Annotated in this window: 27 protein-coding genes, 1 pseudogene and 1 other annotated feature; of the genes and pseudogenes, 20 read left to right on the top strand and 8 right to left on the bottom strand. The window is 38.2% G+C overall.

Annotation, left to right across the window (positions count from 1 at the left end; translation table 11 throughout):
- Position 1: 1 nt before the first annotated feature.
- Positions 2-1,015, bottom strand: coding sequence for a 3-deoxy-7-phosphoheptulonate synthase (aroF, locus tag CIB29_RS03825; RefSeq protein WP_094546937.1), 1,014 nt, complete (start codon positions 1,013-1,015; stop codon positions 2-4).
- Between the two features lie 58 nt (positions 1,016-1,073).
- Positions 1,074-1,363 (bottom strand) — a binding site (T-box leader).
- Positions 1,364-1,522: 159 nt separating this feature from the next.
- Here aroF and CIB29_RS03820 point away from each other — a divergent pair.
- The gene (locus tag CIB29_RS03820; RefSeq protein ID WP_094546935.1) at positions 1,523-1,987 is read left to right on the top strand and encodes a chemotaxis protein CheW; all 465 of its coding nucleotides are present in this window, start codon (positions 1,523-1,525) and stop codon (positions 1,985-1,987) included.
- A gap of 70 nt (positions 1,988-2,057) precedes the next feature.
- On the opposite strand, the gene ychF is transcribed toward CIB29_RS03820, so the two are convergent.
- Both ychF and CIB29_RS18840 read right to left on the bottom strand, forming a co-directional pair.
- Entirely contained in the window at positions 2,058-3,155 is a 1,098-nt protein-coding gene (ychF, locus tag CIB29_RS03815; RefSeq protein ID WP_094546933.1) for a redox-regulated ATPase YchF, read from the bottom strand.
- A gap of 338 nt (positions 3,156-3,493) precedes the next feature.
- Complete coding sequence (locus CIB29_RS18840) at positions 3,494-3,670, bottom strand: hypothetical protein (protein WP_198543768.1); 177 nt, start codon at positions 3,668-3,670, stop codon at positions 3,494-3,496.
- 61 nt (positions 3,671-3,731) lie between these two features.
- On the opposite strand from CIB29_RS18840, the pseudogene CIB29_RS03810 reads away from it, so the two are divergent.
- The 8 genes and pseudogenes from CIB29_RS03810 to CIB29_RS03785 all read left to right on the top strand — a co-directional run.
- Positions 3,732-4,127, top strand: a pseudogene (locus CIB29_RS03810) (ATP-binding cassette domain-containing protein); the annotation flags it as partial.
- A 30-nt stretch (positions 4,128-4,157) separates the two neighbouring features.
- Positions 4,158-5,144 (top strand): ABC transporter permease, encoded by a 987-nt coding sequence (locus CIB29_RS03805; RefSeq protein WP_094546929.1) that lies wholly within the window; start codon positions 4,158-4,160, stop codon positions 5,142-5,144.
- A 185-nt stretch (positions 5,145-5,329) separates the two neighbouring features.
- Positions 5,330-6,571 carry a uroporphyrinogen decarboxylase family protein gene (locus CIB29_RS03800; protein ID WP_094546927.1) on the top strand — a complete coding sequence of 414 codons (1,242 nt, stop codon included), beginning with the start codon at positions 5,330-5,332 and terminating at the stop codon, positions 6,569-6,571.
- Between the two features lie 43 nt (positions 6,572-6,614).
- Positions 6,615-7,625 carry an inositol 2-dehydrogenase gene (gene iolG, locus CIB29_RS03795; protein WP_094547625.1) on the top strand — a complete coding sequence of 337 codons (1,011 nt, stop codon included), beginning with the start codon at positions 6,615-6,617 and terminating at the stop codon, positions 7,623-7,625.
- 1 nt (position 7,626) lies between these two features.
- Entirely contained in the window at positions 7,627-7,824 is a 198-nt protein-coding gene (locus CIB29_RS19160) for a hypothetical protein (RefSeq protein ID WP_242965048.1), read from the top strand.
- Between the two features lie 7 nt (positions 7,825-7,831).
- A complete protein-coding gene (locus CIB29_RS03790; protein WP_242965047.1) occupies positions 7,832-8,416 on the top strand; it encodes a TIM barrel protein in 585 nt (194 codons plus the stop codon).
- Positions 8,417-8,642: 226 nt separating this feature from the next.
- Complete coding sequence (locus tag CIB29_RS18490) at positions 8,643-8,801, top strand: hypothetical protein (RefSeq protein WP_157910196.1); 159 nt, start codon at positions 8,643-8,645, stop codon at positions 8,799-8,801.
- Between the two features lie 374 nt (positions 8,802-9,175).
- Positions 9,176-10,219: a uroporphyrinogen decarboxylase family protein gene (locus CIB29_RS03785; RefSeq protein ID WP_242965046.1), complete on the top strand. Its 1,044-nt coding sequence runs from the start codon at positions 9,176-9,178 to the stop codon at positions 10,217-10,219.
- Between the two features lie 117 nt (positions 10,220-10,336).
- Here CIB29_RS03785 and CIB29_RS03780 read toward each other — a convergent pair whose 3' ends face one another.
- From CIB29_RS03780 to CIB29_RS03765, 5 genes are all read right to left on the bottom strand, one after another.
- Entirely contained in the window at positions 10,337-10,546 is a 210-nt protein-coding gene (locus CIB29_RS03780) for a hypothetical protein (protein WP_094546923.1), read from the bottom strand.
- Positions 10,547-10,688: 142 nt separating this feature from the next.
- Positions 10,689-11,309 (bottom strand): COG3415 family protein, encoded by a 621-nt coding sequence (locus CIB29_RS03775; RefSeq protein ID WP_094546921.1) that lies wholly within the window; start codon positions 11,307-11,309, stop codon positions 10,689-10,691.
- 397 nt (positions 11,310-11,706) lie between these two features.
- Positions 11,707-12,087 carry a hypothetical protein gene (locus CIB29_RS18835; RefSeq protein WP_198543739.1) on the bottom strand — a complete coding sequence of 127 codons (381 nt, stop codon included), beginning with the start codon at positions 12,085-12,087 and terminating at the stop codon, positions 11,707-11,709.
- A gap of 281 nt (positions 12,088-12,368) precedes the next feature.
- Positions 12,369-12,665: a type II toxin-antitoxin system RelE/ParE family toxin gene (locus CIB29_RS03770; protein ID WP_094546919.1), complete on the bottom strand. Its 297-nt coding sequence runs from the start codon at positions 12,663-12,665 to the stop codon at positions 12,369-12,371.
- Positions 12,665-13,006: an AbrB/MazE/SpoVT family DNA-binding domain-containing protein gene (locus CIB29_RS03765; protein WP_094546917.1), complete on the bottom strand. Its 342-nt coding sequence runs from the start codon at positions 13,004-13,006 to the stop codon at positions 12,665-12,667. Before CIB29_RS03765 ends, CIB29_RS03770 begins: the two co-directional genes overlap by 1 nt.
- A gap of 287 nt (positions 13,007-13,293) precedes the next feature.
- On the opposite strand from CIB29_RS03765, the gene CIB29_RS03760 reads away from it, so the two are divergent.
- The 11 genes from CIB29_RS03760 to CIB29_RS03710 all read left to right on the top strand — a co-directional run bounded on the left by CIB29_RS03760 (position 13,294) and on the right by CIB29_RS03710 (position 24,739).
- Complete coding sequence (locus tag CIB29_RS03760; protein ID WP_198543738.1) at positions 13,294-14,268, top strand: AAA family ATPase; 975 nt, start codon at positions 13,294-13,296, stop codon at positions 14,266-14,268.
- A 321-nt stretch (positions 14,269-14,589) separates the two neighbouring features.
- Entirely contained in the window at positions 14,590-16,068 is a 1,479-nt protein-coding gene (trpE, locus tag CIB29_RS03755) for an anthranilate synthase component I (protein WP_094546913.1), read from the top strand.
- Positions 16,065-16,652 (top strand): anthranilate synthase component II, encoded by a 588-nt coding sequence (locus tag CIB29_RS03750; protein ID WP_094546911.1) that lies wholly within the window; start codon positions 16,065-16,067, stop codon positions 16,650-16,652. The genes trpE and CIB29_RS03750 overlap by 4 nt, the downstream gene beginning before the upstream one ends.
- Positions 16,653-16,654: 2 nt before the next feature.
- Positions 16,655-17,665 (top strand): anthranilate phosphoribosyltransferase, encoded by a 1,011-nt coding sequence (trpD, locus tag CIB29_RS03745; RefSeq protein WP_094546909.1) that lies wholly within the window; start codon positions 16,655-16,657, stop codon positions 17,663-17,665.
- A gap of 4 nt (positions 17,666-17,669) precedes the next feature.
- Complete coding sequence (gene trpC, locus CIB29_RS03740; protein ID WP_094546907.1) at positions 17,670-18,461, top strand: indole-3-glycerol phosphate synthase TrpC; 792 nt, start codon at positions 17,670-17,672, stop codon at positions 18,459-18,461.
- Between the two features lie 5 nt (positions 18,462-18,466).
- The gene (locus tag CIB29_RS03735; protein WP_094546905.1) at positions 18,467-19,090 is read left to right on the top strand and encodes a phosphoribosylanthranilate isomerase; all 624 of its coding nucleotides are present in this window, start codon (positions 18,467-18,469) and stop codon (positions 19,088-19,090) included.
- Positions 19,074-20,279: a tryptophan synthase subunit beta gene (gene trpB, locus CIB29_RS03730; protein ID WP_479724517.1), complete on the top strand. Its 1,206-nt coding sequence runs from the start codon at positions 19,074-19,076 to the stop codon at positions 20,277-20,279. Before CIB29_RS03735 ends, trpB begins: the two co-directional genes overlap by 17 nt.
- On the top strand, positions 20,266-21,060 hold the full coding sequence (gene trpA / locus CIB29_RS03725) for a tryptophan synthase subunit alpha (protein ID WP_094546901.1): 795 nt from the start codon (positions 20,266-20,268) through the stop codon (positions 21,058-21,060). Before trpB ends, trpA begins: the two co-directional genes overlap by 14 nt.
- A 136-nt stretch (positions 21,061-21,196) precedes the next feature.
- Positions 21,197-21,883, top strand: a complete 687-nt coding sequence (locus CIB29_RS03720) for a response regulator transcription factor (RefSeq protein WP_094546899.1) — start codon at positions 21,197-21,199, stop codon at positions 21,881-21,883.
- A 1-nt stretch (position 21,884) separates the two neighbouring features.
- Positions 21,885-23,300, top strand: coding sequence for a HAMP domain-containing sensor histidine kinase (locus CIB29_RS03715; RefSeq protein ID WP_094546897.1), 1,416 nt, complete (start codon positions 21,885-21,887; stop codon positions 23,298-23,300).
- Positions 23,301-23,434: 134 nt separating this feature from the next.
- On the top strand, positions 23,435-24,739 hold the full coding sequence (locus CIB29_RS03710) for a S1C family serine protease (RefSeq protein ID WP_242965045.1): 1,305 nt from the start codon (positions 23,435-23,437) through the stop codon (positions 24,737-24,739).
- The last annotated feature ends 154 nt before the right edge of the window (positions 24,740-24,893 follow it).

The following is a 24,893-nucleotide window of genomic DNA, read 5'->3' as shown; positions in this document are numbered from 1 at the left end:
TTTATATTTTCCTGTTCACTGCCAAAGCCACCGCTTTTAATTCTTCAACCAGTTGCGCAAATCTTTCAGGTTTCAACGACTGTGGACCGTCACATAATGCTTTTGAAGGGTCGTTGTGTACTTCAATAATTAGTCCGTCTGCCCCGGCTGCTATGGCGGCTTTGGAAAGGGCGTTTACATATTTCCATGTGCCTGTGGCATGGCTGGGGTCAGCGATGATAGGCAGGTGGGACAGTTCTTTTACAACGGGGATAGCGCTAATGTCAATAGTATTCCTCGTAGCTGTTTCAAAGGTCCGGATTCCCCTCTCGCAAAGGATAATATTTGAATTACCAGCAGAAATGATATATTCTGCTGCCATTAACCACTCTTCTATTGTAGCGGATAGGCCTCTTTTGAGAAGGACAGGTTTGTTTGTTGCTCCAACTTCCCGCAGCAATCTAAAATTTTGCATGTTTCTTGCACCAATTTGCAGAATGTCAGAATATTTTGCTACAACTTCCACATCCCGTGTGTCCACTACTTCGGTAACTATTTTTAATCCTGTTTCAGCACGGGCAGTATGCAGCATCTTAAGACCTTCCTCTTCAAGGCCCTGGAAAGCATAGGGGGAAGTACGGGGTTTAAAAGCTCCACCCCTGAGGATTTTTGCCCCTGCCTTCTTTACTTTATGTGCAGTCTCGTAAAAAACCTGCTCATTTTCGACGGCGCAGGGTCCTGCCATAATAATAAGCTCATCATCACCAATCCTGATATCGTCAATTTGAATGATTGTGTTGGCCTGTTTCAGTTCCCTGCTTGCCAGCTTGTAGGGTTTCATAATTGGAACAATATTTTCTACTCCGGGCAGATTAGTAATCAGTTGTGTATCCAGCAGTCTTTTATCTCCTATAGCACCTATAACAGTCTTTACTTCTCCATAGATGGGATGTGTTTTAAACCCCAGGCTGACCAGTTTTTCTTCCACATTATTAATCTGTTCTTTTGTCGCTAATGGACTCATCACAATAATCATATTCATACCTCCCTATAAACAATAAACCTTAAAAGAAATAATAAAAAACTCCTCATCCCATAGGGACGAGGAGTTATAATCCACGCGGTACCACCCAAATTTGAATCCTAAGAAAGGAAACCACTCTAAACAAATATACGGGAAAATGACTTTCTTTCCACTCATAAAGAAAATTTCCGATATACCCTCCTTACTAACGGCTGGAGCAGCCGGCACAGCCTAATAGCATCCGCATTCAGCCTGCAGCTCCGGGGAGAACTTCAGAATAAATACGTTTACCAGGCTCACACCATCCCTGGCTCGCTGAAAAAGTTCTTTAAACCTACTTTTCCCCTTCATGGCATTTAACACAATATGGTTATTTCTAATATTAGCATATGCTATCTTAAATGTCAATAATATTTTGCAATTTGTCTATAGTTTATGATATGATATAGTTGTAAAAATGGTAATAAATAATGACAAGAAAGTTTGAAAACTACTAATGCCAATAGAGGGGGAATCAAGATGCCAGACGTTCAATTGGTAGTATTTGAACTAATTGATGAGATGTGTGGGGCGGATATCTCTCAAGTTCACGAAATCATCAGATACCAGCAAGTTATGAAAGTTCCTGAACTGCCCGCCTTTATAGAAGGAATTGTTAGTCTTCGAGGTAAGGTTGTACCAATCATTGATTTAAATAAAAGATTTAACCTGGGGTCCCAAGTTGAAAATAAAAAGACAAAAATTATTGTAACCGATATTTCCGGTCAATTTGTGGGCTTTAAAGTGAATAACGTAAGTGAAGTGATGAAAATTTCCGATGAAAATATAGAACGGTCAATCGAACTCATAAGGAGAATGGGGGCAAAAAACTACATAAAAGGTATTGCAAAGCGAAATGAACAGTTAATTACTTTGATTGACCTGCATACAATTTTGGATGAGGGAGAAATGGGTCAAATAAAAGAGAAAGAGATCAAAATTTAAACAAAAAAAGATTGAGATTAAGCATAATAAAAATTCTATCTCAATCTCAATCTTAGTCTCAATCTTATAACTATACATTAAACCTAAATAGAATTACATCCCCATCCTGTACAACATATTCTTTTCCTTCAGACCTTACCAGACCTTTTTCTTTAGCGATAGTATAGGAGCCGCATTCCATCAGATCGTGATAGGCAACAACTTCGGCGCGGATAAAGCCCCTTTCAAAATCACTATGAATTTTACCTGCTGCCTGTGGAGCTTTTGTTCCCTTGCGAATGGTCCATGCTCTTACTTCCTGGGGTCCTGCGGTGAGATAACTAATTAAGCCCAGAAGTTTGTAACTTGCTTTAATTAATCGGTCTAAACCGGATTCCGCAAGTCCCAAATCGGCCAGGAACTCTTTTTTCTCTTCGGCATCCAGTTCAGAAATTTCTTCTTCTATCCTTGCACAAATGGGCAATACCTCAGAATTTTCACTACTTGCAAATTGTTTTAGCTCATTGACCATTTGGTTATTTTCTATCCCATTTACAAAATCTTCTTCTGAAACATTTGCAGCATAGAGAACCGGTTTAAGTGTGAGAAGAGGAATCTCATCCATAATTTCCTGCTGCTCTTTATCAAAGCTCATACTCCTGGCGGGTTTGCCTTCTTCAAGGGTAGATTTGACTTTTTCTAATAAATCAAGCTCTACCTGGTACTTTTTATCTCCGGATTTTAGCATTTTTTTTGTCTTATCAATTCTTCTCTCCAACATTTCCAAGTCGGCAAAAATCAATTCCAGGTTGATGGTTTCAACATCCCTCAAAGGTCCAATGGAACCTTCGACATGGACGATATTGCTATCTTCAAAGCATCTGACCACATGGACAATTGCGTCCACTTCCCTGATATGGGATAGAAACTTATTGCCTAATCCTTCGCCTTTGCTCGCTCCCTTTACCAAACCGGCAATATCTACGAACTCAATGGTGGCGGGAGTAATTTTTTCCGGATTATACATTTTCGCAAGATTGTCAAGCCTTTCATCAGGAACCGCTACGATTCCCACATTTGGTTCTATCGTACAAAAAGGATAATTTGCCGATTCTGCTCCAGCCTGGGTAATTGCATTAAACAGCGTGCTTTTTCCTACATTCGGAAGACCAACGATACCGAGTTTCATATATAACCTGTCCTTTCAGAAATTAATGAAAAATCTAAGTTAACTAGCTTATTACGAACAATTATTATACATGAATAAGCGTATTTCTGCAAGGATGTACTGGATCTTATTTTTGAGCAACGGGGACGGTTCTCACTGTCAAGCTTTACTGATAGCAACCCTATTAATCAGAGCAACGGGGACGGTTCTCACTGTCAAGCTTTGTTAGAGCAACGGGGACGGTTCTCACTGTCAAGCTTTACTGATAGCAACCCTATTAATACCCGTTATACCCGTTATTCTTGACAGAAAATTCCTCTATTTCCTTAGATTTCTTCAAAATACTACTTCTTTTTTCGCTATCTAATCTTTGTATGTCCGATGCGTCTATCCCTATCATCTTCAAAAATGTCTTGTTGATTGATCACTTTTAGCATAATATGATATATCCCACTGCTGCTTTTTTTCTCATGCATGTCTTGCCATGCCAAAACACCTCCATTTCGAAGCATATCATCTCGAAATAAAGGTGTCAACAACCCCGTCCCCTTGACACACAACAACCCCGTCCCCTTGACACACAAAAAAGGAATCTTTCTAGACAAAAAAAAGATTAACGATGTCTGTGAAGTGGAAAAAGACCGATTATCAATTAAGACGCCTAATCTGGAACAGACTGTAAATAATCTTAGCGGAGGAAATCAACAAAAAGTTCTGATTGCAAAATGGCTTTTAACAGATCCGGATATTTTAATACTTGATGAACCTACAAGAGGAATTGACGTAGGGGCAAAAGCTGAAATACACCGTTTAATGAGTAATTTGGTGCAGCAAGGTAAGGCAATTATTATGATATCTTCTGAACTTCCAGAGATACTAGGTATGAGCGACAGAATATTAGTCATGCATGAAGGAAGAATTACAGGAGAATTATCCAGAGAAGAAGCTAATCAGGATTCTATTATGAAGTATGCAACAGGTATAACTGCTTAAAAAATATGAAAATATTTGGGAGGGAAAAAAATGGGCAATATAGCTATAGAAAAAAATAGTCCTTCTTCGCAAAAGGAAGCAAGTAAAGAGAAGGCCAGGATAATATTTCGAAAGTATGGAATATTTTTAATTTTTATTGGTATGGTCATACTAATGTCATTTCTTTCACCAAACTTCTTAACTCCAAGCAACTTAATCAATGTTATTAGGCAAGTGGCGGTTGTAGCCATCGTAGGATTCGGTGTCACAATGATTATTATCACTACCGGGATTGACTTAGCGTCCGGCTCAGTCATTGCTTTGGTATCGGTTATTGCAGCTAGCTTTGCACACCCGAACCAATATCCTGTTATCGTCCCGGTTATAGTAGGATTAGCAGTAGGTGCACTTACAGGCTTCATTAGTGGGATCATTGTATCTAAGGGAAAAATTCCTGCTTTTATTGCGACACTGGGAATGATGATTGGTGCTAGAGGTGCGGCCCTAATATATAGTAATGGAAAGCCGATTACCAATTTTTCAGACTCTTTTGACTTTATTGGAAGAGGGTATATCTTAGGTATACCGTTTATGATTTATGTATTGGCGGTGGCATTTATTGTTAGTCATGTTCTACTGAGCAAAACGAAGTTTGGAAAGTATGTATATGCTATTGGAGGAAATGAACAAGCCGCTGTTGTATCCGGTATTAATGTCAGCAAATATCTATTATTAGTTTATACTTATGCTGGGCTTATGTCAGGGCTTGCAGGGGTGTTATTTACTTCTAGAATTAGTGCGGGGCAACCTACCGCAGCAGTAGGATATGAACTAGATGCCATTGCAGGGGTTGTTATTGGAGGTACAAGTTTATCCGGAGGAATCGGTACAATTACCGGAACAATGATTGGTGCTCTTATTATTGGCGTGTTAAATAATGGATTGGATTTACTACATGTATCTGCCTACTGGCAGCAGATTGTAAAAGCTTTCATTATTGTAGGAGCGGTATTAATTGATAAGATGAGACATAAATAACATTCATTAAATATTTAAAATATATAAATCGCAAAAATGATTTTACATAAGACTAATTAAATTTTTGCGATATAAGCAGCGGTAATATAAGCGCACAAAACTTGAAATGTAAAGTCTTTGTGCATTATATATAGTATTTTATTAATTTATCTAACATATTTAAAAATGCAAAAGGAGAGCTAGCTATGAATTCAAGAGAACGTATACTTGCCAGCATTAATCACAAAGAACCGGATCGTATTCCAATCGACTTAGGTTCAACAACAAGCTCAGGAATATCAGGAATTGCGTATAAGAGGTTAAAAAAATATTTATCTATTGATAAAGGGCATACAAGAATTTATGATGTTGTTCAACAACAAGCTCAACCTGAGGAAGAAATATTAGATAGGTTTAATATTGATGTTATTAATATAGGGAGAGCCTTTGGTACTGAAGATAAGGACTGGTATGAAATAAAACTTTCAAACGGAGATATTGTAGAATTTCCAACTTGGTTTAAACCGGTGCTTGAAGAAGGTGGACGTTATAATGCTTATTCTGAAGATGGAACATTGATTGCTACAATGCCAGAGGGTGCAACATATTATGACCAGGTATATTATCCTTATATTGAAGGATATCCTGAGGATTATACAAATATTGAGCAAGCAATGAAAAAAGTGAGTTGGTTTGCATTCCCTGCTAATCCATGGATGTATGCAAATGAACCTGATTTTTGGGAGAATCTACGCAAAAAGGCGCTTGAACTACAGCAAAATTCTGATCGTGCATTGGTCATTGAATGTGGATGTTCACTTTTAGAATCCGGGAATTATTTAAGACGAATGGATAATTTCTTAATGGATATATATACAGAGCCTGATGAAGTAGAACGATTATTAGATGTACTTGTTGAAAGGCATTTGTCCATGTTGGAAAAAGTATGTAAGGCAGTAGGAGATGTAGCGGATATTGTTCGTTTTTGTGATGATTTAGGAACAGACTTAGCACCATTAATGGCACCGGAAATTTATCGTAAAATTTTCAAACCAAGACTTACTATGATGTGTGATTATGTTAAAAAGCATAGCAAGATGCATATTTTAATGCATTCTTGTGGGTCCATTTATAAATTGATTCCGGATTTAATAGAAGCTGGAATTGAGATTTTTAATCCTATCCAGACAACTGCTAATGAAATGGATATTGTACGATTGAAAAAAGAGTTTGGAAAAGACATTACATTTTGGGGTGGAGGATGTAATACAAGAAGTATCTTAAATCGTGCAACACCGGAGGAAGTAAAAGATTATGTAAAAAGACAGATAGAAATAATGGCTCCCGGAGGAGGTTTTGTGTTTAATCAAGAACACAATATTATGCCTGATGTGCCGCCGGAAAATATTATTGCTATGTATGACGCTGTACAAGAATTTTCTTATTAGAATATTTATATACAGTTACATTAACATTAAAAGGGGAGATCTTATTATGAAGGTAGGTATTATTGGTGCCGGAAGAATCGGCAAAGTACACGCAAAAAATATTTCCATGTTTGTACCGGAAATTGAGATTAAAACCATTGCAGATCCATTTATGAATGGGCAGACGGAAGAATTTGCAAAAAAATGTGGAATTCCCAATGTGACTAAGGATGCAAATGACATTTTAAATGATCCAGAAATTGATGCAGTTTTAATTTGCTCTTCTACAGATACACACTCCAAATATATTATAGAAGCAGCAAAGGCAGGAAAACATATTTTTTGCGAAAAACCAATTGATTATGATTTGAAAAAAGTACATGAAGCAATCGATGCTGCAAAAAATGCAGGTGTAAAGCTGCAGATTGGGTTCTGCCGTCGATTTGACCACAATCATCATGCCGTATACCAGATGGTACGTGACGGAAAAGTCGGAAAAGTCAACATTATTAAAATCAGCTCCAGAGATCCGGAACCACCTCCTATTGCTTATGTAAAGGTATCCGGCGGTATCTTCTATGACATGATGATCCATGATTTTGATATGGCACGTTTTCTGGCTGGTTCTGAAGTTACAGAGGTTAATGCAGTAGGCTCTGTGTTGGTAGATCCTGAGATCGGTGCAGCAGGCGATGTAGATACTGCTGTTGTTACACTGAAATTTGAAAACGGTGCAATTGGAATTATCGACAATAGCCGTAAGGCAGTTTACGGATACGACCAGCGTGTGGAAGTTTTCGGTTCTGAGGGATGTGCTCGCAATGAAAATGATATTCCAAATACGGCGGTATTATCTAACGAAAGCGGAACAAGCTATGAAAATCCATATAAGATTATGTGGGATCGTTACACAGGTGCTTTTGTTGCAGAAATACAGGCATTTGTGGATGCTATTGTTAATGATAAAGAGACTCCGGTTACCGGCATGGACGGGTTGTATCCTGTATTAATGGCTGCGGCAGCAACTAAGTCATTAAAGGAAGGAAGACCAATAAAAATATCGGAGGTAGAATAAAATGGCTTTAAAAAAATGTGCATGCATTGATACTTTGTATACAGAATTGCCATGGCTCGAGAGGTTTCAGGCAGCAAAGAATGATGGCTTTGCAGCCGTAGAATTCTGGGACTGGAGAAGCCGGGATCTGGAAGCGACCCGCAATGCGGCAGAAGCAGCCCAAATTGCGATTAGCGGTTTCAACGGAGATGCTGACTAACTCTTTGGTGGATCCGACTCATAAAGAAAAATATTTAAATTATTTAAAACAGTCTATTGCGGCAGCAAAACAGGTGGGTGCATCCAGTGTGACCATTCATTCCAATGCGTTGGGTGAAGGTGGCATAGTTGTTAATCACTATGATAATCTGTCTGATACCGTAAAGCTTTGCTCTATGTACGACACGCTTCTGGCCTGTGTAAAGATTGCAGAAGAAGAACAAATCAATCTGAATCTGGAAGCTTTGAACATTACGACAGATCATGTAGGAAACTTTCTGAAATATACCCAGATGGGAGCAGAAATCTGTCGCCTGATTGGTTCACCGCGGTTGAAACTGTTATATGATGTTTATCATATGCAAATCAATGAAGGATGTATCTGTGATACCATTACCAATTACGGAGATCAGTTCGGTCATGTCCATGTGGCAGATGTGCCTGGACGTCACGAGCCGGGAACCGGTGAGATTAATTATAAAAAAGTGATTCGTCATCTGGAAGCCTGTGGTTATACCGGATTTGTAGGATATGAATTATTCCCGCTTACCGATACGGCTACAGCAGTAAAAGCAATTATGGAACATTGCTAAGGAGAGTGGAATGGGGACGGTTCCTTTTTCCACATTATGATGAGAGGAATTAACAAGCAAAATGTTTTTGAAGAAGATAATGATCGTTATTTCTTTTTGGAAGTGCTAAAGAAAGTAAAGGAAATTAATTGTTTTGATTTATATTGTTATTGTTTAATGAACAATCATAAATCAGGAAAGAAATCCTAAAAAACTAAACGGCAAACAATCACATGAGCTAGGTCAAATGAGTAAGCAGCAGCATAATCTATTTATAAAAGAGTGCAAAGAATTTGGAATGTCTACACGTCAAATTGTAGGGGTTACTGGTTTGAGTAGAGGAATAGTAGAAAGAGAATGGAATGTGGAAAATGAAACCGTCCCCATCCACATCCACAAAAGGTGAGTCTTGGGATAGTAACGAGTGGTTATACATATGGTTAGAACCGGAAAGCTGGTTGAACTATGATATATATGAATAGAATCTAATAAATAAGTATAGAGCATCCCTTCAGGCAGTGATATACCTGAAGGGATAGCTTTTTTGTATACACTTCCTATAAAAAATGATGAAAAATTTATAAAAATGCAAACAAAGTCATAGAAGGAGATTTGGAATTTTTTTATAATTAAACTAAATTGAGAGTAACGAAAATTGTCTGATTAAAAGCAATAAACAGATTTGGTTTTATCAATTTTGTTTGGGGGCTATATTTGTATCGACAATACTTAAAATTAATTTGCACAAAGAAAGGATGCAGAATAGTTATGAGGAGAGATATGAGAAAATGGTTGTTTGAGATTTTGAGCTCCAAGGAAAGATGTGCACTACCTATTATGACTTATCCGGGGCTGGAGTTTGTTAAGAAGAATATTATGGATGTTATTACAGACGGAAAAGCACAGTATGAGTGTATGGAAGCTCTAGCTAAAAAATATCCGTCGGCGGCAGCAGTGACAATAATGGACCTATCTGTTGAGGCGGAAGCTTTCGGCAGCCCGGTAAAATTTTCATACAATGAAGTGCCTGCTGTTTCAGCAAGGATCATAACGGATATGGAAAGTGCAAACGCATTAAAAATACCGAAAGTTGGCGATGCACGTACATCGGTGTATATTAAAGCGGCAGAGCTTGCGGCAAAAAACATTAAGGACCGTCCGGTCTTCGGTGGGGAAATCGGCCCCTTTTCTCTGGCAGGAAGGCTTCTTGATATGACAGAAATAATGGTATTAAGCATGCTGGAACCTGAAATGGTCCACACTGTACTGGAAAAGTGTACCGAATTCCTCATTGAATTCGCAAAAGCATTTAAAAGTGCCGAGGCGAATGGTATAATCATTGCAGAGCCGGCAGCCGGATTGTTATCGCCTGAAATGTGTACGGAATTTTCATCTAACTATGTAAAAAAGATTGTTGAAGCAGTACAAGACGATCATTTTATGGTTATACTTCATAACTGTGGCAATACAAAAAATCTTGTACCTTCATTGCTTTCAACAGGGGCCATGGGGTACCACTTCGGTAATGCGGTTAAAATGGAAGATATTATGCCGCAAATGCCGTGGGGGAGAGTTGCATTTGGAAATATCGACCCGGCAGGAGTATTTAAAAACGGTACTGTCAGTGATATGGAGTCAAAGGTGTGGGAGTTGCTTGAAAAAACAGCTATCTACAAAAATTTTGTATTGTCATCCGGCTGTGATGTCCCGCCGGGGACTTCGCTGGAGAATGTGGAAGTTTTTTATGATACCCTTGAAAGGTTTAATAATACAGTGTTTAAAAAAAAGTCAATAGGGACGGTTCTCATTGTCAAGATTTGCTAACAGCAGTTCTATTAATACCTGTTATCCTAAAATATATCCAAAACAGACATAACCTTGTCGTAAGACAGGCTAATCTGCAGTGAGTTGGACAGGTTAATGTTCATCTGAGAAAAGGAATCAACATAAAATTGTGTAAAACAATAGAGAGCTTTTACCCGAACCTGGCATCCCTGTCACCACAACCAACTGCCTTGAAAAGAAGGCTGATGAGATCAGCGACAGGTTCTTTGTGAAATTATCATTTTCATATGGTACCTTGCTTCTTTGAAGGAATGGCATATTGCCAAGGGAGAAGTGTTCACACACTGATTTTAAAATGTTATTCATCGTCTTCCTCCTTCATTTTTGACAGTTTCTCAAGGTATAGGCTTCGTATCTGCGCAATGTAATATAAAACTTTGCCCCTGCCTTTAATGACATTTCCCAACGCTCTTTAGGGGACATGCCCAGGGAAGAGTGGACTTTATCGTCATATTCTGTCTTCTTCCAGGCAAAGTAGAGGTCGTTGAGTTCTGCCAGGGATTTGACTTTTTAGATATGCCAGTCTGCTGCCGTTATTACCATCGGGTATGTAAAATGCGCTCATTACATCACTCTGCCACATGGCGCAGATTCTGTCCTTTTCATGCCTTACATATATGCGGTTATCCTTTGATAAACTCTCCCGAGTATATCCATACTGGTGGAGTATCCGGTTTACAGTCCTTACATGAATAGAATTTTCCTCGATTCTACCTGCAAGGGTGAGCATGGTTATAATCTTTGCAGCAGACCTGTTAGGAAGCTCCTTTTTAAGGGCAAGTATATCCCTGATAAGGTTTTCATCCAGCCCTGGATGGGTACCTTTATCACACCTGACCTTAGGCTTTAAGCCGTCAAAGCCATACTTTTTGTAATTTGAATAATACTTGAAAATAGTCCTTTCAGAGAATGTAACCATCCGTTTATTGACTACATCATTAAACTGCTGCTTGGAAAGCCTTTTAGCAGTAGCTTCAATAAATCCCTTTGGTGCATCCAGCATTTCAGATATCACTTGGAATCTGAAAAAAGCTACGGCATCTTCCCGTTTTATTGGCAGTTCTGCCATGTAAAACACCTCCATGAATTTTTCTTATGGGAGTATGATACAGCATAATCAATGGTGGGTGTGATACAACGGTTTCTTGCTATGGTACAAAATCTACGGAAGGTACAAATGCAATAGGGATTTAAAACGGGAACGATATGAAAAGTACGTATGTGGACTTGATGAAAACGGGCTAAAAAACAACTTTATTATTACAAAAATAGTTCAAAATGGAAGTATAAGGTTAAATGACTCCATCAGTAAGCATTATAGGTTAATAATAGTATTCACAAGAGCAAGCACTCCAGTATTATTCCCAAAGAATTGTCTTGCTGTTATAACAAGAGCATATATCCATGGGAATCTCCTGCCTTGTGCAGTTTGCTTACCAGAAAGTATTATGGGTCTGTTGTAGACGTCAGTATATCTGGAATTTAGAAAAGTGCCTTAAAATATCCTCACCCTTTCCAACCTGGCAACTTAAGTACTCAAGCATGTGCAGGCATAGTGGGCAATAACGATTGATGAAGTTTGGGAAAATGCTCACATAATTGTCCTTTCCTGTCTCAGGATCGGTCCATAGCGCTGTCTGTATGCGGTATTGCACCCTGTAAAGTCTATTATCTTGATCAAGTAAATATAGCCACCTTTTAAAAGTACCGTTAAGCTTGAGCCTGACACTTTCCGAAAGCCCCAACTTATTGCGAATAAACCCGTGCGATATTTTACTTTTATATTCTTCCTGATAAATTCTTTCAAATTCTTCAGGATTACACTTGAAAGGCAGTTCAACCTTCAATACAATAAAAGTAGTTGTGGTTTGCGTATCTGATATTATATCAGAAAATGGGTGCGGGTGGTGCCGTACCCTCCACAACTAATTAACTGAAGTTGAAATTGTCCATATCAAGCTGATTTACGGAAGAAAACCGTGTCCTGCGCCAAGGAATGGGAACTGAAAAAAGGTTTTTATACTACCTATAAGGAATTGAAACTGGGCAAAAAGCTAGAGATTGACAAAGTGCAAAAACGTTTTTATACTACCTGATTTGCTGAAGAAAACTGTGGCCGGCGGCATGATTAAATCTTTTTTATATACCGTTTCAATTCCTCATAGAAATTTTCACGGGTACCGGCAAGGATAACGACAACGGTTTTGTCATTTTCTTCAACGATGGTATAGGCAAGCTCATAGTTTGTTTTATTGTAAAAAACATCATAACCATAAACACCCAATAAATTGCCCGTTTTAAGTTCGCCGACGTAGGGATCCAGAAGTATTTCATCAACAGCTTTTTGAAATGCTGCCTTGAGCGGTTTTTCTTTGAGTTTTTTCAGAAAACGGGCAGCAGGAGGCAAAATAATTAATTTATGCATTATTGATCCTCCATGTCAAAAACATCCTCATATGTGGAAAATTGAGATTTGCCGGCAGCAGCAAGACGAGCTTCGTCAAGCAGGTTTTCAACAGCAGGACGGATTTGGCGGCGTATCTCCTTGAACCTTGCGAGAAGCTCCTGCCCGGAAAGTCCCTGCGATATTAAATCAGCAAGGATTTGCTCATCAAACTCACCGCTGCTTTCGCGCACAGGGCGGATAACGATGGCGTTGTTTTGAACATAGCACTCAACTTCTTTTTCAATGCCAACACTGTTAAAAAACTCAATAGGAATGGTTATTTGACGTTTCTGGGATACGGAAATGCGTTTTTTTAACATAGGATTACCTCCCATTCGATCTGTTTGTAACACAAATATTCATCCTCTCTTAGTATATGCTGAGTAAAACCTAAATATACAAAGTTTCTTTGAATTAATTATAGCAAAGAAACAAGGAATAATCAATCAGGGAAACTTAAATTTTTATACTGCTTAGCTGTCACAATTCATGTAAATATCTAACTCAAACTTCGCAGTACCAAAATAGCCTATGTTCTTTGAAAATTCAATATTTTATGGCAATTAATAATTCAAAAGCCTGCTAAGAAACCTTTTTCCGAACCAATTTGTTTGACAAGTATTCTGGTAGTTTGAGTATATTTGCCCAAGAATATGTAAACAAATTGCAAGAACGTCAGATTAAAATAGTTGCAATTACAAATCATAATAAGTTTGTACGAGAAGAATATCTGGTAATTAAAGAAAAGGCTGAAAAGAAAGGAATATTGGTACTGCCGGGCGTTGAAATTTCTATTTCGGATGGAAAAAGCGGACTGCACCTGTTGTGTATTTTCCCAGAGCAGCTGGCCGACATTGATAGATATGAAAACCAATGCTTGATTGAAAAATTTATTACAAATATGTTTCCTAACAGGAGATTTGATGACCAAGGGGATCCCTTGAAATCTGATAAAAATCTAAAAGAAATGGTAAATATATTAGAAGGGTTAGGTATTAAATACATGATTATTCCTGCCCATGTAGATGGCAATAAAGGGTGTTTTAAAGAATGGTCTTTTAGTTCTATCATTCCATTTATTAACAGAGAATGGATAAGAAGAAAAATAATGGCTTTTCAAGACATAAGCCATTCATCAAGACAAAAATATGAAAATGAAGCACACGCAATTGCTAAAAGAATGGATATACAGGATAGACTGTTAATACCGGCGTATATAGAGGCATCTGATCCTAAGTGCATAGATGAAGTAGGCAGGAAATTCAGTTTTATCAAATTGGGAGAACTGAGCTTTGAAGCATTGTATTTTGCACTTTCACAGCCGGAGCTGAGGTTGATGAAGGGAATGGACCAAGGGGAAAAAGTACCTTGTATAAAAAATATCAGTTTTCTGACTCAAAAGGGTCTTAAGGGCGTGAATATTCATTTTAACACTGGACTTAACAACCTCGTAGGAATCCGTGGCTCAGGAAAATCAACAATTATTGAGGCTGTCAGATATGTATTTGAAATAGATGCAGATGATGATAGGGATTATAAAAACGGTCTTATGAAAGACTTGACCGTATTGAAGATACTGTAAATGAGACAAAGGAACTACTAACCACTGTATATAATAGGTTGATGAATTTGCCGAAAATTTCAAAAAATACTTGAATTAATATGGATTTCATGTTACAATCTATTTAAATTCCAGTTGAGTTAGATTGAGTTGAGTTTAGGCGAGATGAGATGAGTTGAGTTGAGCAGGTAGTTATATTATTTGATGCAAGGCATTAATAATATAATTACTGTATTTACATTGTATGTTTTCATGCTGTATATCTGCGTCAATGAAACCAGGGTAACTCGTCCTGGTTTTTTGTTTTGTCATCTCATGTGCCTTATTTTGAGGAGGTATCATATGTATTATCCATCACTTGAACAGTATCAGGAATGGAGTGTTTCTTCAAAGGTTATACCTGTAAGCTATGAAATGAATGCCGATACCGAAACACCCATATCTCTTTTTAAAAAATTTTCTACAGACCAGTATTGCTATCTTTTTGAAAGTGTCGAAGGAGGAGAGAGATGGGCAAGATACTCATTCATGGGGAGAAAACCTTTAAGTATATTCAAAACAGTAAATGGAAATACATCCATACAGATGTACAATGAAGAAAAAAGAGTGAATAAAAATCCTATCAAGATCCTTAAAGAATTGCTTGAACAGCTAAAAAGCCGGACATTCAGCCATTTACCAAGATTTTATGGAGGAGTGGTAGGATATTTTAGTTACGATTTTGTCAGATATTATGAAAATATCGAGGATAAGAACATGGATGAAATAGGTTTGCCTGACTGTCATTTGATTATACCGGAAGAAGTAGTTGTTTTTGACCACCTAAAGCAAAAAATATATATCATTGTAAATACCATTCCGCAATATAGGCAAAATGTTTATAATGTTTATAATGAAGCTATTAAAAAAATTGACAATATTATATCTGAATTATCGGTTGAAGCCACAAGCAGCAGAAAGTTAAAAAATGATATAGCAAAAGCTAATATTGAATTTTCATGCAGTGTTTCTAAGGAACAATTCTGCAGTAATGTTAAAAAGGCAAAACAATACATCAAAGATGGGGATATTTTTCAGGTAGTCTTATCTCAAAGGTTGAAATCAAGGTATGATGGAGACCCCTTTGATGTCTATCGTATATTAAGAACCTTAAATCCTTCACCTTATATGTATTTTTTGAAATTTGACGATTACTCCATAGCCGGTGCTTCTCCCGAGATGCTGGTGCGCGTCGAGCAAGGGGTTGTGGAAACCTGTCCTATTGCAGGTACAAGACCCAGGGGAAAAAGTGCCGAAGAGGATGAAGTATTGGCAGATGAATTGCTGAAGGATGAAAAAGAAATTGCCGAACATATCATGCTTGTAGACCTGGGGCGCAATGATGTAGGCAGGGTGTGCGAGTTTGGAAGTGTAAAAGCCGAGAATCTCATGCACATAGAAAAATATTCCCACGTAATGCATATGGTGACAAACGTGCAAGGAATCCTGCGAAAGGATAAGTCGCCTGTTGATGTATTGACCGGACTGCTTCCGGCCGGTACAGTTTCAGGAGCACCCAAGGTACGGGCAATGGAAATTATTGAAGAAATTGAAAATCTCAAGCGGGGAGTTTATGCTGGAGCGATAGGATATATAGGGTTTGACGGCAACCTGGATACCTGCATAGCAATCCGCACGGCAATATTCAGGCAAGGATACGTCTATGTACAGGCAGGTGCAGGAATTGTTGCCGATTCAATCCCCGAAAAGGAATATGAGGAAACTTTAAATAAAGCACAGGCGTTGATAAGTGCGGTTAAAAAGGCGGGTGGAGCAGTATGATTCTAATTATCGATAATTATGATTCTTTTACCTATAACCTCTATCAATATGTTGGGAGTCTTTGCAGTGATATTGAGGTAATAAGAAATGATAAAATTACTATTGGGGAAATTGAGCAAAAGTGTCCAACGCACATTATTATTTCTCCGGGTCCCGGTTTCCCGGCTACAGCAGGAATCTCAATAGATGTCATAAAAAAATTTTATACTTCCATTCCCATTTTGGGTGTATGCCTGGGACATCAGGCCATTGGAGAGGCTTTTGGAGGAAAAATTGTCCATGCAAAAGAATTATTTCACGGAAAGTCATCGGTTGTCAATCTGGAAGAATGTCCTCTATTTAAGGGAATTCCTGAAAAAATAAGGGCTGCCAGGTATCATTCTTTAATCGTAGAAAAAGAGACACTACCACAAGACCTAAAGATTATTGCTTATACTGATGATAATGAAATTATGGGAGTATGTCACAGAAAATATCCTGTCTTTGGTATACAATTTCATCCCGAATCTATTATTACAGAATACGGGATGGATATTATAAAAAATTTTTTAGAGATTGGAAAAGATGAGATGAGAGGGAGATGAGTATGTTAAAATATGCTATTGCTCAATTGATAAAAGGGGAAAACCTTGCCGAGGAAGAAGCGTCAAGCGCCATGGAAATTATTATGGACGGTCAAGCCACTCCGGCGCAAATTGCAGGCTTTATTACAGCTTTACGGATGAAAGGCGAGACCATTGAAGAAATTACAGGATGCGCAAAAGTAATGAGGAAAAAAGCGCAAAATATTTTTCCAAAATTGGATTATTATATAGATACTTGCGGAACAGGCGGTGACGGTGCCCATACTTTTAATATTTCAACTGCAGCTGCTTTTGTTGCTGCGGCAGGAGGGGTGCCGGTGGCTAAACACGGAAACCGTTCGGTATCCAGTAAAAGCGGAAGTGCAGATGTGTTGGAAGCTCTAGGGGTAAATATCGAATTATCCCCTGAAGAAGTAAAAGAATGTATCGAGCATGTGGGCATAGGATTTATGTTTGCACCTGCATTTCACAAATCTATGAAATATGCGGCAGCTCCCAGAAAAGAACTGGGAATTAGGACCATATTTAATATACTTGGGCCGCTAACCAATCCGGCAGCAGCAAAGGGACAAATTCTTGGCGTATTTGATGCTCAGCTGGTACGTCCTCTTGCTCTTGTTTTACGCAATCTGGGTGTTGAAAGGGCAATGGTAGTACATGGAGCTGACGGACTGGATGAAATTACTCTGACAGGAGAAACCCTTGTGTGTGAATTGGATGAGAATGATATTAAAGAATATAGGATTGACCCACGGGATTACGGATTTAACTTGTGTTCCCATCAAGACCTCCAAGGTGGAGATGCTCAAACCAATGCCAAAATTATTTTAGATGTGCTTAATAACCAACAGGGGTACGCATTGGATGTTGTGATTTTAAATAGTGCAGCAGCCTTATACATTGGCAAGAAGGTACAAAGTTTACAAGAAGGGATTGCTAAAGCCAGGGAAATCATTGAGAGTGGAAAAGCAATGGAAAAGTTACAGCAATTAATTAGATTTACAAAGGAGTGATGATATGATTTTAGATAAGATTGTAGCACATAAGCTCAAACAGATTGAGAGAGAAAAGAGAATGGTTACCATTGATGAGTTGAAAGAGAAATTAAAAAATTCTAATATACCCGATACAAAAGACTTTTATAAGGCTTTAAATAAGCCGGATGGGATTTCAATGATTGCAGAGGTTAAAAAAGCTTCACCTTCCAAAGGTATTATATGCCATGATTTTGAACCCGTAAAAATTGCCCATACCTATTTTCAAAACAACGTTGAAGCGATTTCCGTTTTGACAGAATCAGAATTTTTTATGGGCAGTGACGAATATCTTGCACGAATCAGACAAAATGTACCCATCCCGCTTTTAAGAAAAGATTTCATTATTGATTGCTGGCAGGTTTATCAATCAAGGATGCTGGGAGCAGATGCTATTTTGCTCATCGTTTCCATACTGGATGATGAAAAGTTGAAAAAGTTCCAAATCATTGCTAACATTCTCGGAATGCAGTGTCTTGTGGAAGTACACGATGAAAGAGAAGTAGAAAGGGCCTTGCAATGCGGGGCTAAAATCATAGGAATTAATAACCGGAATCTTAAAACCTTTGAAACATCTCTTTCGACAACAGAAAGGCTTATAAAATTAATTCCAAAGGATATTTTAGTTGTAAGCGAAAGTGGAATTAAAGATTACAATGATATGAATACGCTTAGACAGTTGGGAGTTAGTGCAGTTTTAATAGGGGAAACCTTGGTGAAATCGGCATGCATTCAGGAAAAAATTGCAGAGCTGAGGTATGGAATAGGAGCGTAAGGGTTATGGTAAAAATCAAAATATGCGGTTTGACCAGTGTAAGGGATATACTTTTTGTGAACCAGTACCATCCTGATTACGTAGGCTTTGTTTTTGCCGACAGCAGAAGAAAAGTCACGCCATACATTGCCAGAGAAATGATTGGGTTGCTGTCACCTTCTATTAAGAAGGTTGGTGTGTTTGTGAATGAACACATAGAAAAAGTCAATGAAATCAGTGAGATATGTCAACTGGACATTGTTCAACTGCATGGTAATGAAACACCGTATTATTGCTTGCAAGTCAATAAACCGGTCTGGAAAGCCGTAAGGGTTAAAGATGCTAAAAGCCTGGATGTTATCAAAGAGTACGGAAGTGTAGATGCCATTTTGCTTGATACCTTTTCAGAAAAGCAATATGGGGGGACAGGGACGATATTTGACTGGGACATGGTAAAACAGGCGGGTATAGACCAAAAAATTGTTCTTGCCGGCGGTTTGAATGCGGCAAATGTAACTTCTGCAATAAAAGCTGTCCGTCCCTATTGCGTAGACGTCAGCAGCAGTGTAGAAACAGATGGCATAAAAGATGGAGCGAAAATTAAAGAATTTATTGATAGGGTAAGATTGGAGGATAAGAATTATGTATAACTGGAAAGGGAGATTCGGAGTATTCGGAGGGCAATATGTTCCTGAAACCTTAATGAATGCGCTCATAGAATTAGAAGAACAGTATGATAAATATAAAGATGATCCTGATTTTAGAAAGGAACTGGATTACTACCTTAGGGAATACTGCGGCAGGGAAACTCCGTTATATTTTGCGCAAAGGCTTACGGAATACCTGGGAGGAGGGAAAATTTACCTGAAACGTGAGGATTTGAACCATACGGGGGCACATAAAATTAATAATGTGTTAGGTCAGATATTGCTGGCTAAAAAAATGGGCAAAAAAAGAATCATTGCAGAAACCGGTGCCGGCCAGCATGGTGTTGCAACTGCAACAGTAGCTGCAATGTTTGGTCTGCAGTGTGAAATATATATGGGCGCAGAAGATGTGGAAAGGCAGGCATTAAACGTCTTCAGGATGAAATTGCTGGGTGCCAAGGTCAATGCTGTACACTCGGGAACTTCAACCTTAAAAGACGCAACCAATGAAGCAATGAGGGACTGGGTGGCAAATGTGGAAAATACTTTCTATGTAATAGGTTCCGTAGTAGGGCCGCATCCTTATCCTACCATAGTCAGGGATTTTCAACGGATTATTGGCGACGAAGTTAAAAAACAGATACTTCAAAAAGAAAACCGCCTCCCGGACTATATCATTGCCTGTGTTGGAGGAGGAAGCAATGCAATGGGAATTTTTTATCCGTTCCTCGAAGATAAGGATGTTAAACTAATAGGGACAGAAGCAGCAGGTATGGGGTTAGACACCGACCGGCATGCCGCAACCCTGGCCAAGGGGAAAATCGGCGTACTGCACGGAATGATGTCATATTTTTTACAGGATGAAGACGGGCAAATAGACCCTGTGTATTCAATTTCAGCAGGACTGGATTATCCTGGAATAGGCCCTGAACACGCATACTTAAAAGACAGCGGCAGGGCACAATATGTAAGCATTACAGACAAAGAAGCCCTGGATGCATTTCAACTGCTGTCAAATCTTGAAGGCATTATACCTGCACTGGAAAGCTCCCATGCAATTGCCTATGCAATGAAGCTTTGCCCTGCTACAAGTAAAAATAATATTATTATTGTAAACTTATCGGGCAGGGGAGACAAGGATGTCTATACTGTTGCAAAAGTGTTAGGGGTGAATTTAGATGACAAGAATTGAGAGAAAATTTGAAATTTTAAAAGCAAATAACCAAAAGGCATTAATAACCTATATTACAGCCGGAGACCCTGATCTGGAGGTCACAAAACAACTGGTATTGGAGATGGAAAGGAAAGGGGCCGATATCATTGAGCTGGGAATTCCCTACTCTGATCCGGTGGCAGACGGACCGGTTATACAGAGGGCGGCACAAAGGGCATTGTCAAAAAAGATAAAAATCAAAAACATCATGGATATGGTACGGGAGATAAGAAAAGAAACACAAATTCCCCTTTTATACCTGCTGTATTTCAACTGCATGCTTCAATACGGAATCGAAAAATTTATTTCAGAATGTTCGGAAGCCGGTATAGACGGACTTATCATCCCGGATCTTCCTTATGAAGAAAGCAAGGATGTGAAGGATATTGCTGCAAGATACAATGTAAATATTATTTCTTTGATTGCACCTACCTCTACGGGAAGAATTAAAAAAATTGCACAGGACGCAAAGGGCTTTATCTATTGTGTATCCTCTACAGGGGTTACCGGGACGAGGGAACAATTTAAAACAAATTTTTATGAATTTATGGAAGAAATAAAAAAATACAGCGACACCCCTAAAGCAATAGGTTTTGGCATATCATCGCCGGAACAGGCAAAGGAAATCAAGAATTATTGTGAGGGAGTAATTGTAGGCAGCGCAATTGTCCGAATAATAGAAGACTATAACCAATCTTCAGAAGTAATTGATAAGATTGGTGAGTTTGTGAGCCAATTAAAAGCAGCTTTGAATAGATAAGCATTTAATAAAATTATTAACAATTTGTAAAGAATTCAAAAGGTTATATATTGAATCCGTTGATATATGGTATAATAATAAGGGTATCACACCAGTGTGATGCCCTATTATTATGGATAGCTGCAGGGGGGATATTATGACAAATTCCATAAAAATTCTTGTTGTCGATGATGATTACAATATTTGTGAATTGATACGGCTGTACTTAGAAAAAGAAGGCTATGAGGTAATCGTAGCATATAATGGCTCAAAGGCACTGGAGATTTTTAAATCGGAAGCACCATCGCTGGTGATTCTGGACATTATGCTGCCCGGCATGGACGGATGGCAGGTTTGCAGGGAGATACGGAGAATCAGCAATATACCCATCATTATGCTTACAGCCAAGGGAGAGACCTTTGACAAGGTTTTAGGGCTGGAACTGGGTGCCGATGACTACATGGTCAAGCCCTTTGAAACCAAGGAGTTGGTTGCAAGAATAAAAGCGGTTCTAAGAAGGTATGAGCATAAGCCTGCCGAAGTAAAGGAAGTCGTATTTCCCAATCTTGTTGTAAATCTTTCAACCTATCAATTGAAAGTGAACGGAAAAGAGATGGAAATTCCGCCCAAAGAACTTGAACTTTTGTACTTTCTTGCTTCCCATCCGAACAAGGTTTTCACGCGTGAACAGCTTTTGCAGGAAGTGTGGGGATTCGACTATTTTGGCGACTCTCGTACGGTAGATGTACATATAAAACGCTTAAGGGAAAAATTGGATAGCGAGGAACAGGTATGGCAGTTGAAGACTGTCTGGGGCGTAGGATATAAATTTGAGGTGAAATAATTTGTTTAAAAGTATATTTAGCAAGTTGCTGTCGGTGTATTATTTAATCATATTAATTTCTTTTATTATTCTTGGAACCTTGCTTTTCAGTCTGCTGGGAGACTATGTTACTTCTGAAAGGGAAGAAGTTTTAAGATATACAGGTGAAAAAATTAATGAAATAACATCTGTCTTAATTGAGAATAACAGCCCTGTCGTAGAAAGGTTATATAGGATGAATATAGAGTCTTACGGCGCAAATACGCAATCATTAATCATAGTGATTGACCAGACCGGTGAAATATTTGCCACATCCGGTTACCATTACAAATCTATAGAAGGGCAGAAGCTGAGCAAGGAACAATATGGGGATGTTTTGCTTGGAAAGAACATCAAAAAAATCGGGAATTTTGAAGGAATGTTCAGCCAGACGGTTTTAACCATTGGCATGCCGTTAAAATATAATAATGAAATTGTAGGAGGGGTTTTTTTAAACACCCCTATTCCTGAAATTAACAGAGTTCGGTATGATGTCTTTAAATTATTTATGATTTCTGTATCTGCAGCCATTTTTATCGCTTTCATTTTAATATTCTTTTTATCGAAAAGAATTTCAAACCCCTTAAAAATGATCAATAAGGCAGCAAAGACAATTGCAGATGGGCAGTTTGAAAACAGGGTTTTAGTTACTTCAAAAGACGAGATTGGAGAACTGGCAAAAACATTCAACAGCATGGCTGAATCACTGCAAAATTTGGAAAATATGAGAAGAAGTTTTATTGCAAATGTTTCTCATGAGCTTAGAACTCCTATGACAACCATTCAGGGATTTATAGAAGGAATTATAGATGAAACCATTCCGCAGGACAAGCAAAACAAATATTTAACCATCGTATTGGATGAGATAAAAAGACTATCAAGGCTGGTAAATGACCTTCTAGATCTGGCTAAAATGGAAGCAGGGGAAAAACAGCTTGACATCCGGGAATTTGATATCAATGAATTGATCAGGATAGCAATTATAAAGTTTGAAAATCGGATTATGCAGAAAGACATACACATCAATGCCCATTTTGAAGATGAACACTGTATGGTTAAAGCGGATATGGACAGCATTCAGAGGGTAGTTACCAACCTGCTTGATAATGCCATTAAATTCTCTGATAATAAGGGGGTAATTGATATCAGCGTGGAGAGCAAGGGGAATAAGGTGTATGTATCCATTAAAGATGACGGTATAGGAATTGATGAACAGGAACTTAAATATATCTGGGACCGGTTTTATAAAACTGATAAGTCCAGGAGCAAAGACAAGACGGGTACCGGATTAGGCCTTGCAATCGTGAAAAATATTATCCACCAGCACGGCCAGGAAATATTTGTCGAAAGCAAGATTGAAGAATACACCAAGTTTACCTTTACCCTTCAAAAAGCCTGAATATGTAATTATTCAGCAATTGATAAACATTCTTCCATACCTATAATCGTTTACAATCTGTTCATATTTTTTTAAAAAAGATATTTTAAAATGTAGTTAAAAGGGTAAAAAATATGTAAGGAGGTATAAAACAAATGGATGAATTCAACAATTATCAATGGAATAAAGATGATTTTGAAAAAGATATGACTCGTAAAGGTCCAATTATATTTAGCCATACACAAACTTATTATACTGAAAACTATTCACAAAAAAAGAAGAAAAAACGTTTTCCGTTAAATTACATTACTGTTGCAATCATTAGTGCGATAATCGGAGGCTTAATCTTTGGGGCGACTTTTGCATTTATGAATCCAATTTTAAACAAAGATGCTATCTCCAATGCTCCAAAATCAGCATTACTACCTGCTGATGACAATAATCAAAATAGCAGCCAGAGGGATACCGGCAAAAAAGACTCAGGGGAAAACAATGCAGCAACTGTGGCACCTAAAGCAGTTACTCAAAATAATAATAGAAAAGAACTATCGGTAGTAGATATTGCCAAAAAAGCAGGACCTGCAGTAGTAGGTATTGTGAATAAGGTTCAGACAAGAGGATTTATCCGTGAAACTGTTGAACAGGGCAGCGGTTCAGGAATTATCATTAGTGCCGACGGTTACATTATAACCAATAACCATGTAGTGGATGGAGCTAGTGAAGTAACAGTTATACTAAGTAACGGTAAAAAATATGATGCAAAATTGATTGGTAAAGATCCAAAGACTGACCTTGCAGTTATTAAGATTGATGCAAAAGATTTGCATTATGCTGAATTGGGGGATTCTTCCACTTTGGAAGTGGGTGAACTTGCCGTTGCCATTGGGAATCCGTTAGGTCAGGAATTTGCCGGTTCTGTTACTGTTGGAGTCATCAGCGCACTAAATAGGACTATAAAGATAGAAGGCAGACAGCTTACATTAATTCAGACCGATGCAGCAATTAATCCAGGTAATTCCGGTGGGGCACTTGTCAATTCCTATGGAGAGGTTATTGGAATCAATACAGTAAAAATGGCGGCCACCGGTGTTGAAGGATTAGGATTTGCCATCCCTATTAATGAAGCAAAACCTATTATTGAACAGCTTATCGCGCACGGATATGTGAAAGGGAGACCTTTAATCGGTATTAGCGGAAGAGATATAACTTCAGAAATTGCAAGTATGTATAATTTACCGGAAGGGATTTATGTAATCCAAGTTACCCCATACAGCGGAGCTGAACTTGCCGGCATCCAACCCGGTGATGTCATTACCAAGTTTAACGGGCAGCCTGTCAAAACCATGGAGGAGCTCAATGCATTAAAGGAAAAATTTAAAGCCGGCGACCAAATTGAGTTAGAAGTCAACCGCCAAGGTGAAGTTAAAAAGTTTAAAGTAAAACTTTCTGAAGAAAAATAATTCAGTAAACAACATATTTAGTATTACTTATATAGAAGTATCCTAGTATCCTAATTCTAGTATCCTAATATTAGGATATTTTTTTTGTAAATATTATTAAATAAGTTTAAAACTAATTATACAAGCATACATTATAAACATTATAAAATGATTA

This window comes from Petroclostridium xylanilyticum, assembly GCF_002252565.1.
Taxonomy (GTDB): Bacteria; Bacillota; Clostridia; order SK-Y3; family SK-Y3; genus Petroclostridium; species Petroclostridium xylanilyticum.
Note: the sequence above shows the minus strand (reverse complement) of the source record. Positions and strands in the feature narration are given on the sequence as shown.

Excerpts from the sequence above, each read along its gene's own strand:
- aroF (WP_094546937.1), bottom strand. The coding sequence starts at position 1,015 with ATGATTATTGTGATGAGTCCATTAGCGACAAAAGAACAGATTAATAAT.
- CIB29_RS03820 (WP_094546935.1), top strand. The coding sequence starts at position 1,523 with ATGCCAGACGTTCAATTGGTAGTATTTGAACTAATTGATGAGATGTGT.
- ychF (WP_094546933.1), bottom strand. The coding sequence starts at position 3,155 with ATGAAACTCGGTATCGTTGGTCTTCCGAATGTAGGAAAAAGCACGCTG.
- CIB29_RS03805 (WP_094546929.1), top strand. The coding sequence starts at position 4,158 with ATGGGCAATATAGCTATAGAAAAAAATAGTCCTTCTTCGCAAAAGGAA.
- CIB29_RS03800 (WP_094546927.1), top strand. The coding sequence starts at position 5,330 with ATGAATTCAAGAGAACGTATACTTGCCAGCATTAATCACAAAGAACCG.
- CIB29_RS19160 (WP_242965048.1), top strand. The coding sequence starts at position 7,627 with ATGGCTTTAAAAAAATGTGCATGCATTGATACTTTGTATACAGAATTG.
- CIB29_RS18490 (WP_157910196.1), top strand. The coding sequence starts at position 8,643 with ATGAGTAAGCAGCAGCATAATCTATTTATAAAAGAGTGCAAAGAATTT.
- CIB29_RS03785 (WP_242965046.1), top strand. The coding sequence starts at position 9,176 with ATGAGAAAATGGTTGTTTGAGATTTTGAGCTCCAAGGAAAGATGTGCA.
- CIB29_RS03780 (WP_094546923.1), bottom strand. The coding sequence starts at position 10,546 with ATGAATAACATTTTAAAATCAGTGTGTGAACACTTCTCCCTTGGCAAT.
- CIB29_RS03775 (WP_094546921.1), bottom strand. The coding sequence starts at position 11,309 with ATGGCAGAACTGCCAATAAAACGGGAAGATGCCGTAGCTTTTTTCAGA.
- CIB29_RS03770 (WP_094546919.1), bottom strand. The coding sequence starts at position 12,665 with ATGCATAAATTAATTATTTTGCCTCCTGCTGCCCGTTTTCTGAAAAAA.
- CIB29_RS03765 (WP_094546917.1), bottom strand. The coding sequence starts at position 13,006 with ATGTTAAAAAAACGCATTTCCGTATCCCAGAAACGTCAAATAACCATT.
- trpE (WP_094546913.1), top strand. The coding sequence starts at position 14,590 with ATGTATTATCCATCACTTGAACAGTATCAGGAATGGAGTGTTTCTTCA.
- CIB29_RS03750 (WP_094546911.1), top strand. The coding sequence starts at position 16,065 with ATGATTCTAATTATCGATAATTATGATTCTTTTACCTATAACCTCTAT.
- trpD (WP_094546909.1), top strand. The coding sequence starts at position 16,655 with ATGTTAAAATATGCTATTGCTCAATTGATAAAAGGGGAAAACCTTGCC.
- trpC (WP_094546907.1), top strand. The coding sequence starts at position 17,670 with ATGATTTTAGATAAGATTGTAGCACATAAGCTCAAACAGATTGAGAGA.
- CIB29_RS03735 (WP_094546905.1), top strand. The coding sequence starts at position 18,467 with ATGGTAAAAATCAAAATATGCGGTTTGACCAGTGTAAGGGATATACTT.
- trpA (WP_094546901.1), top strand. The coding sequence starts at position 20,266 with ATGACAAGAATTGAGAGAAAATTTGAAATTTTAAAAGCAAATAACCAA.
- CIB29_RS03720 (WP_094546899.1), top strand. The coding sequence starts at position 21,197 with ATGACAAATTCCATAAAAATTCTTGTTGTCGATGATGATTACAATATT.
- CIB29_RS03710 (WP_242965045.1), top strand. The coding sequence starts at position 23,435 with ATGGATGAATTCAACAATTATCAATGGAATAAAGATGATTTTGAAAAA.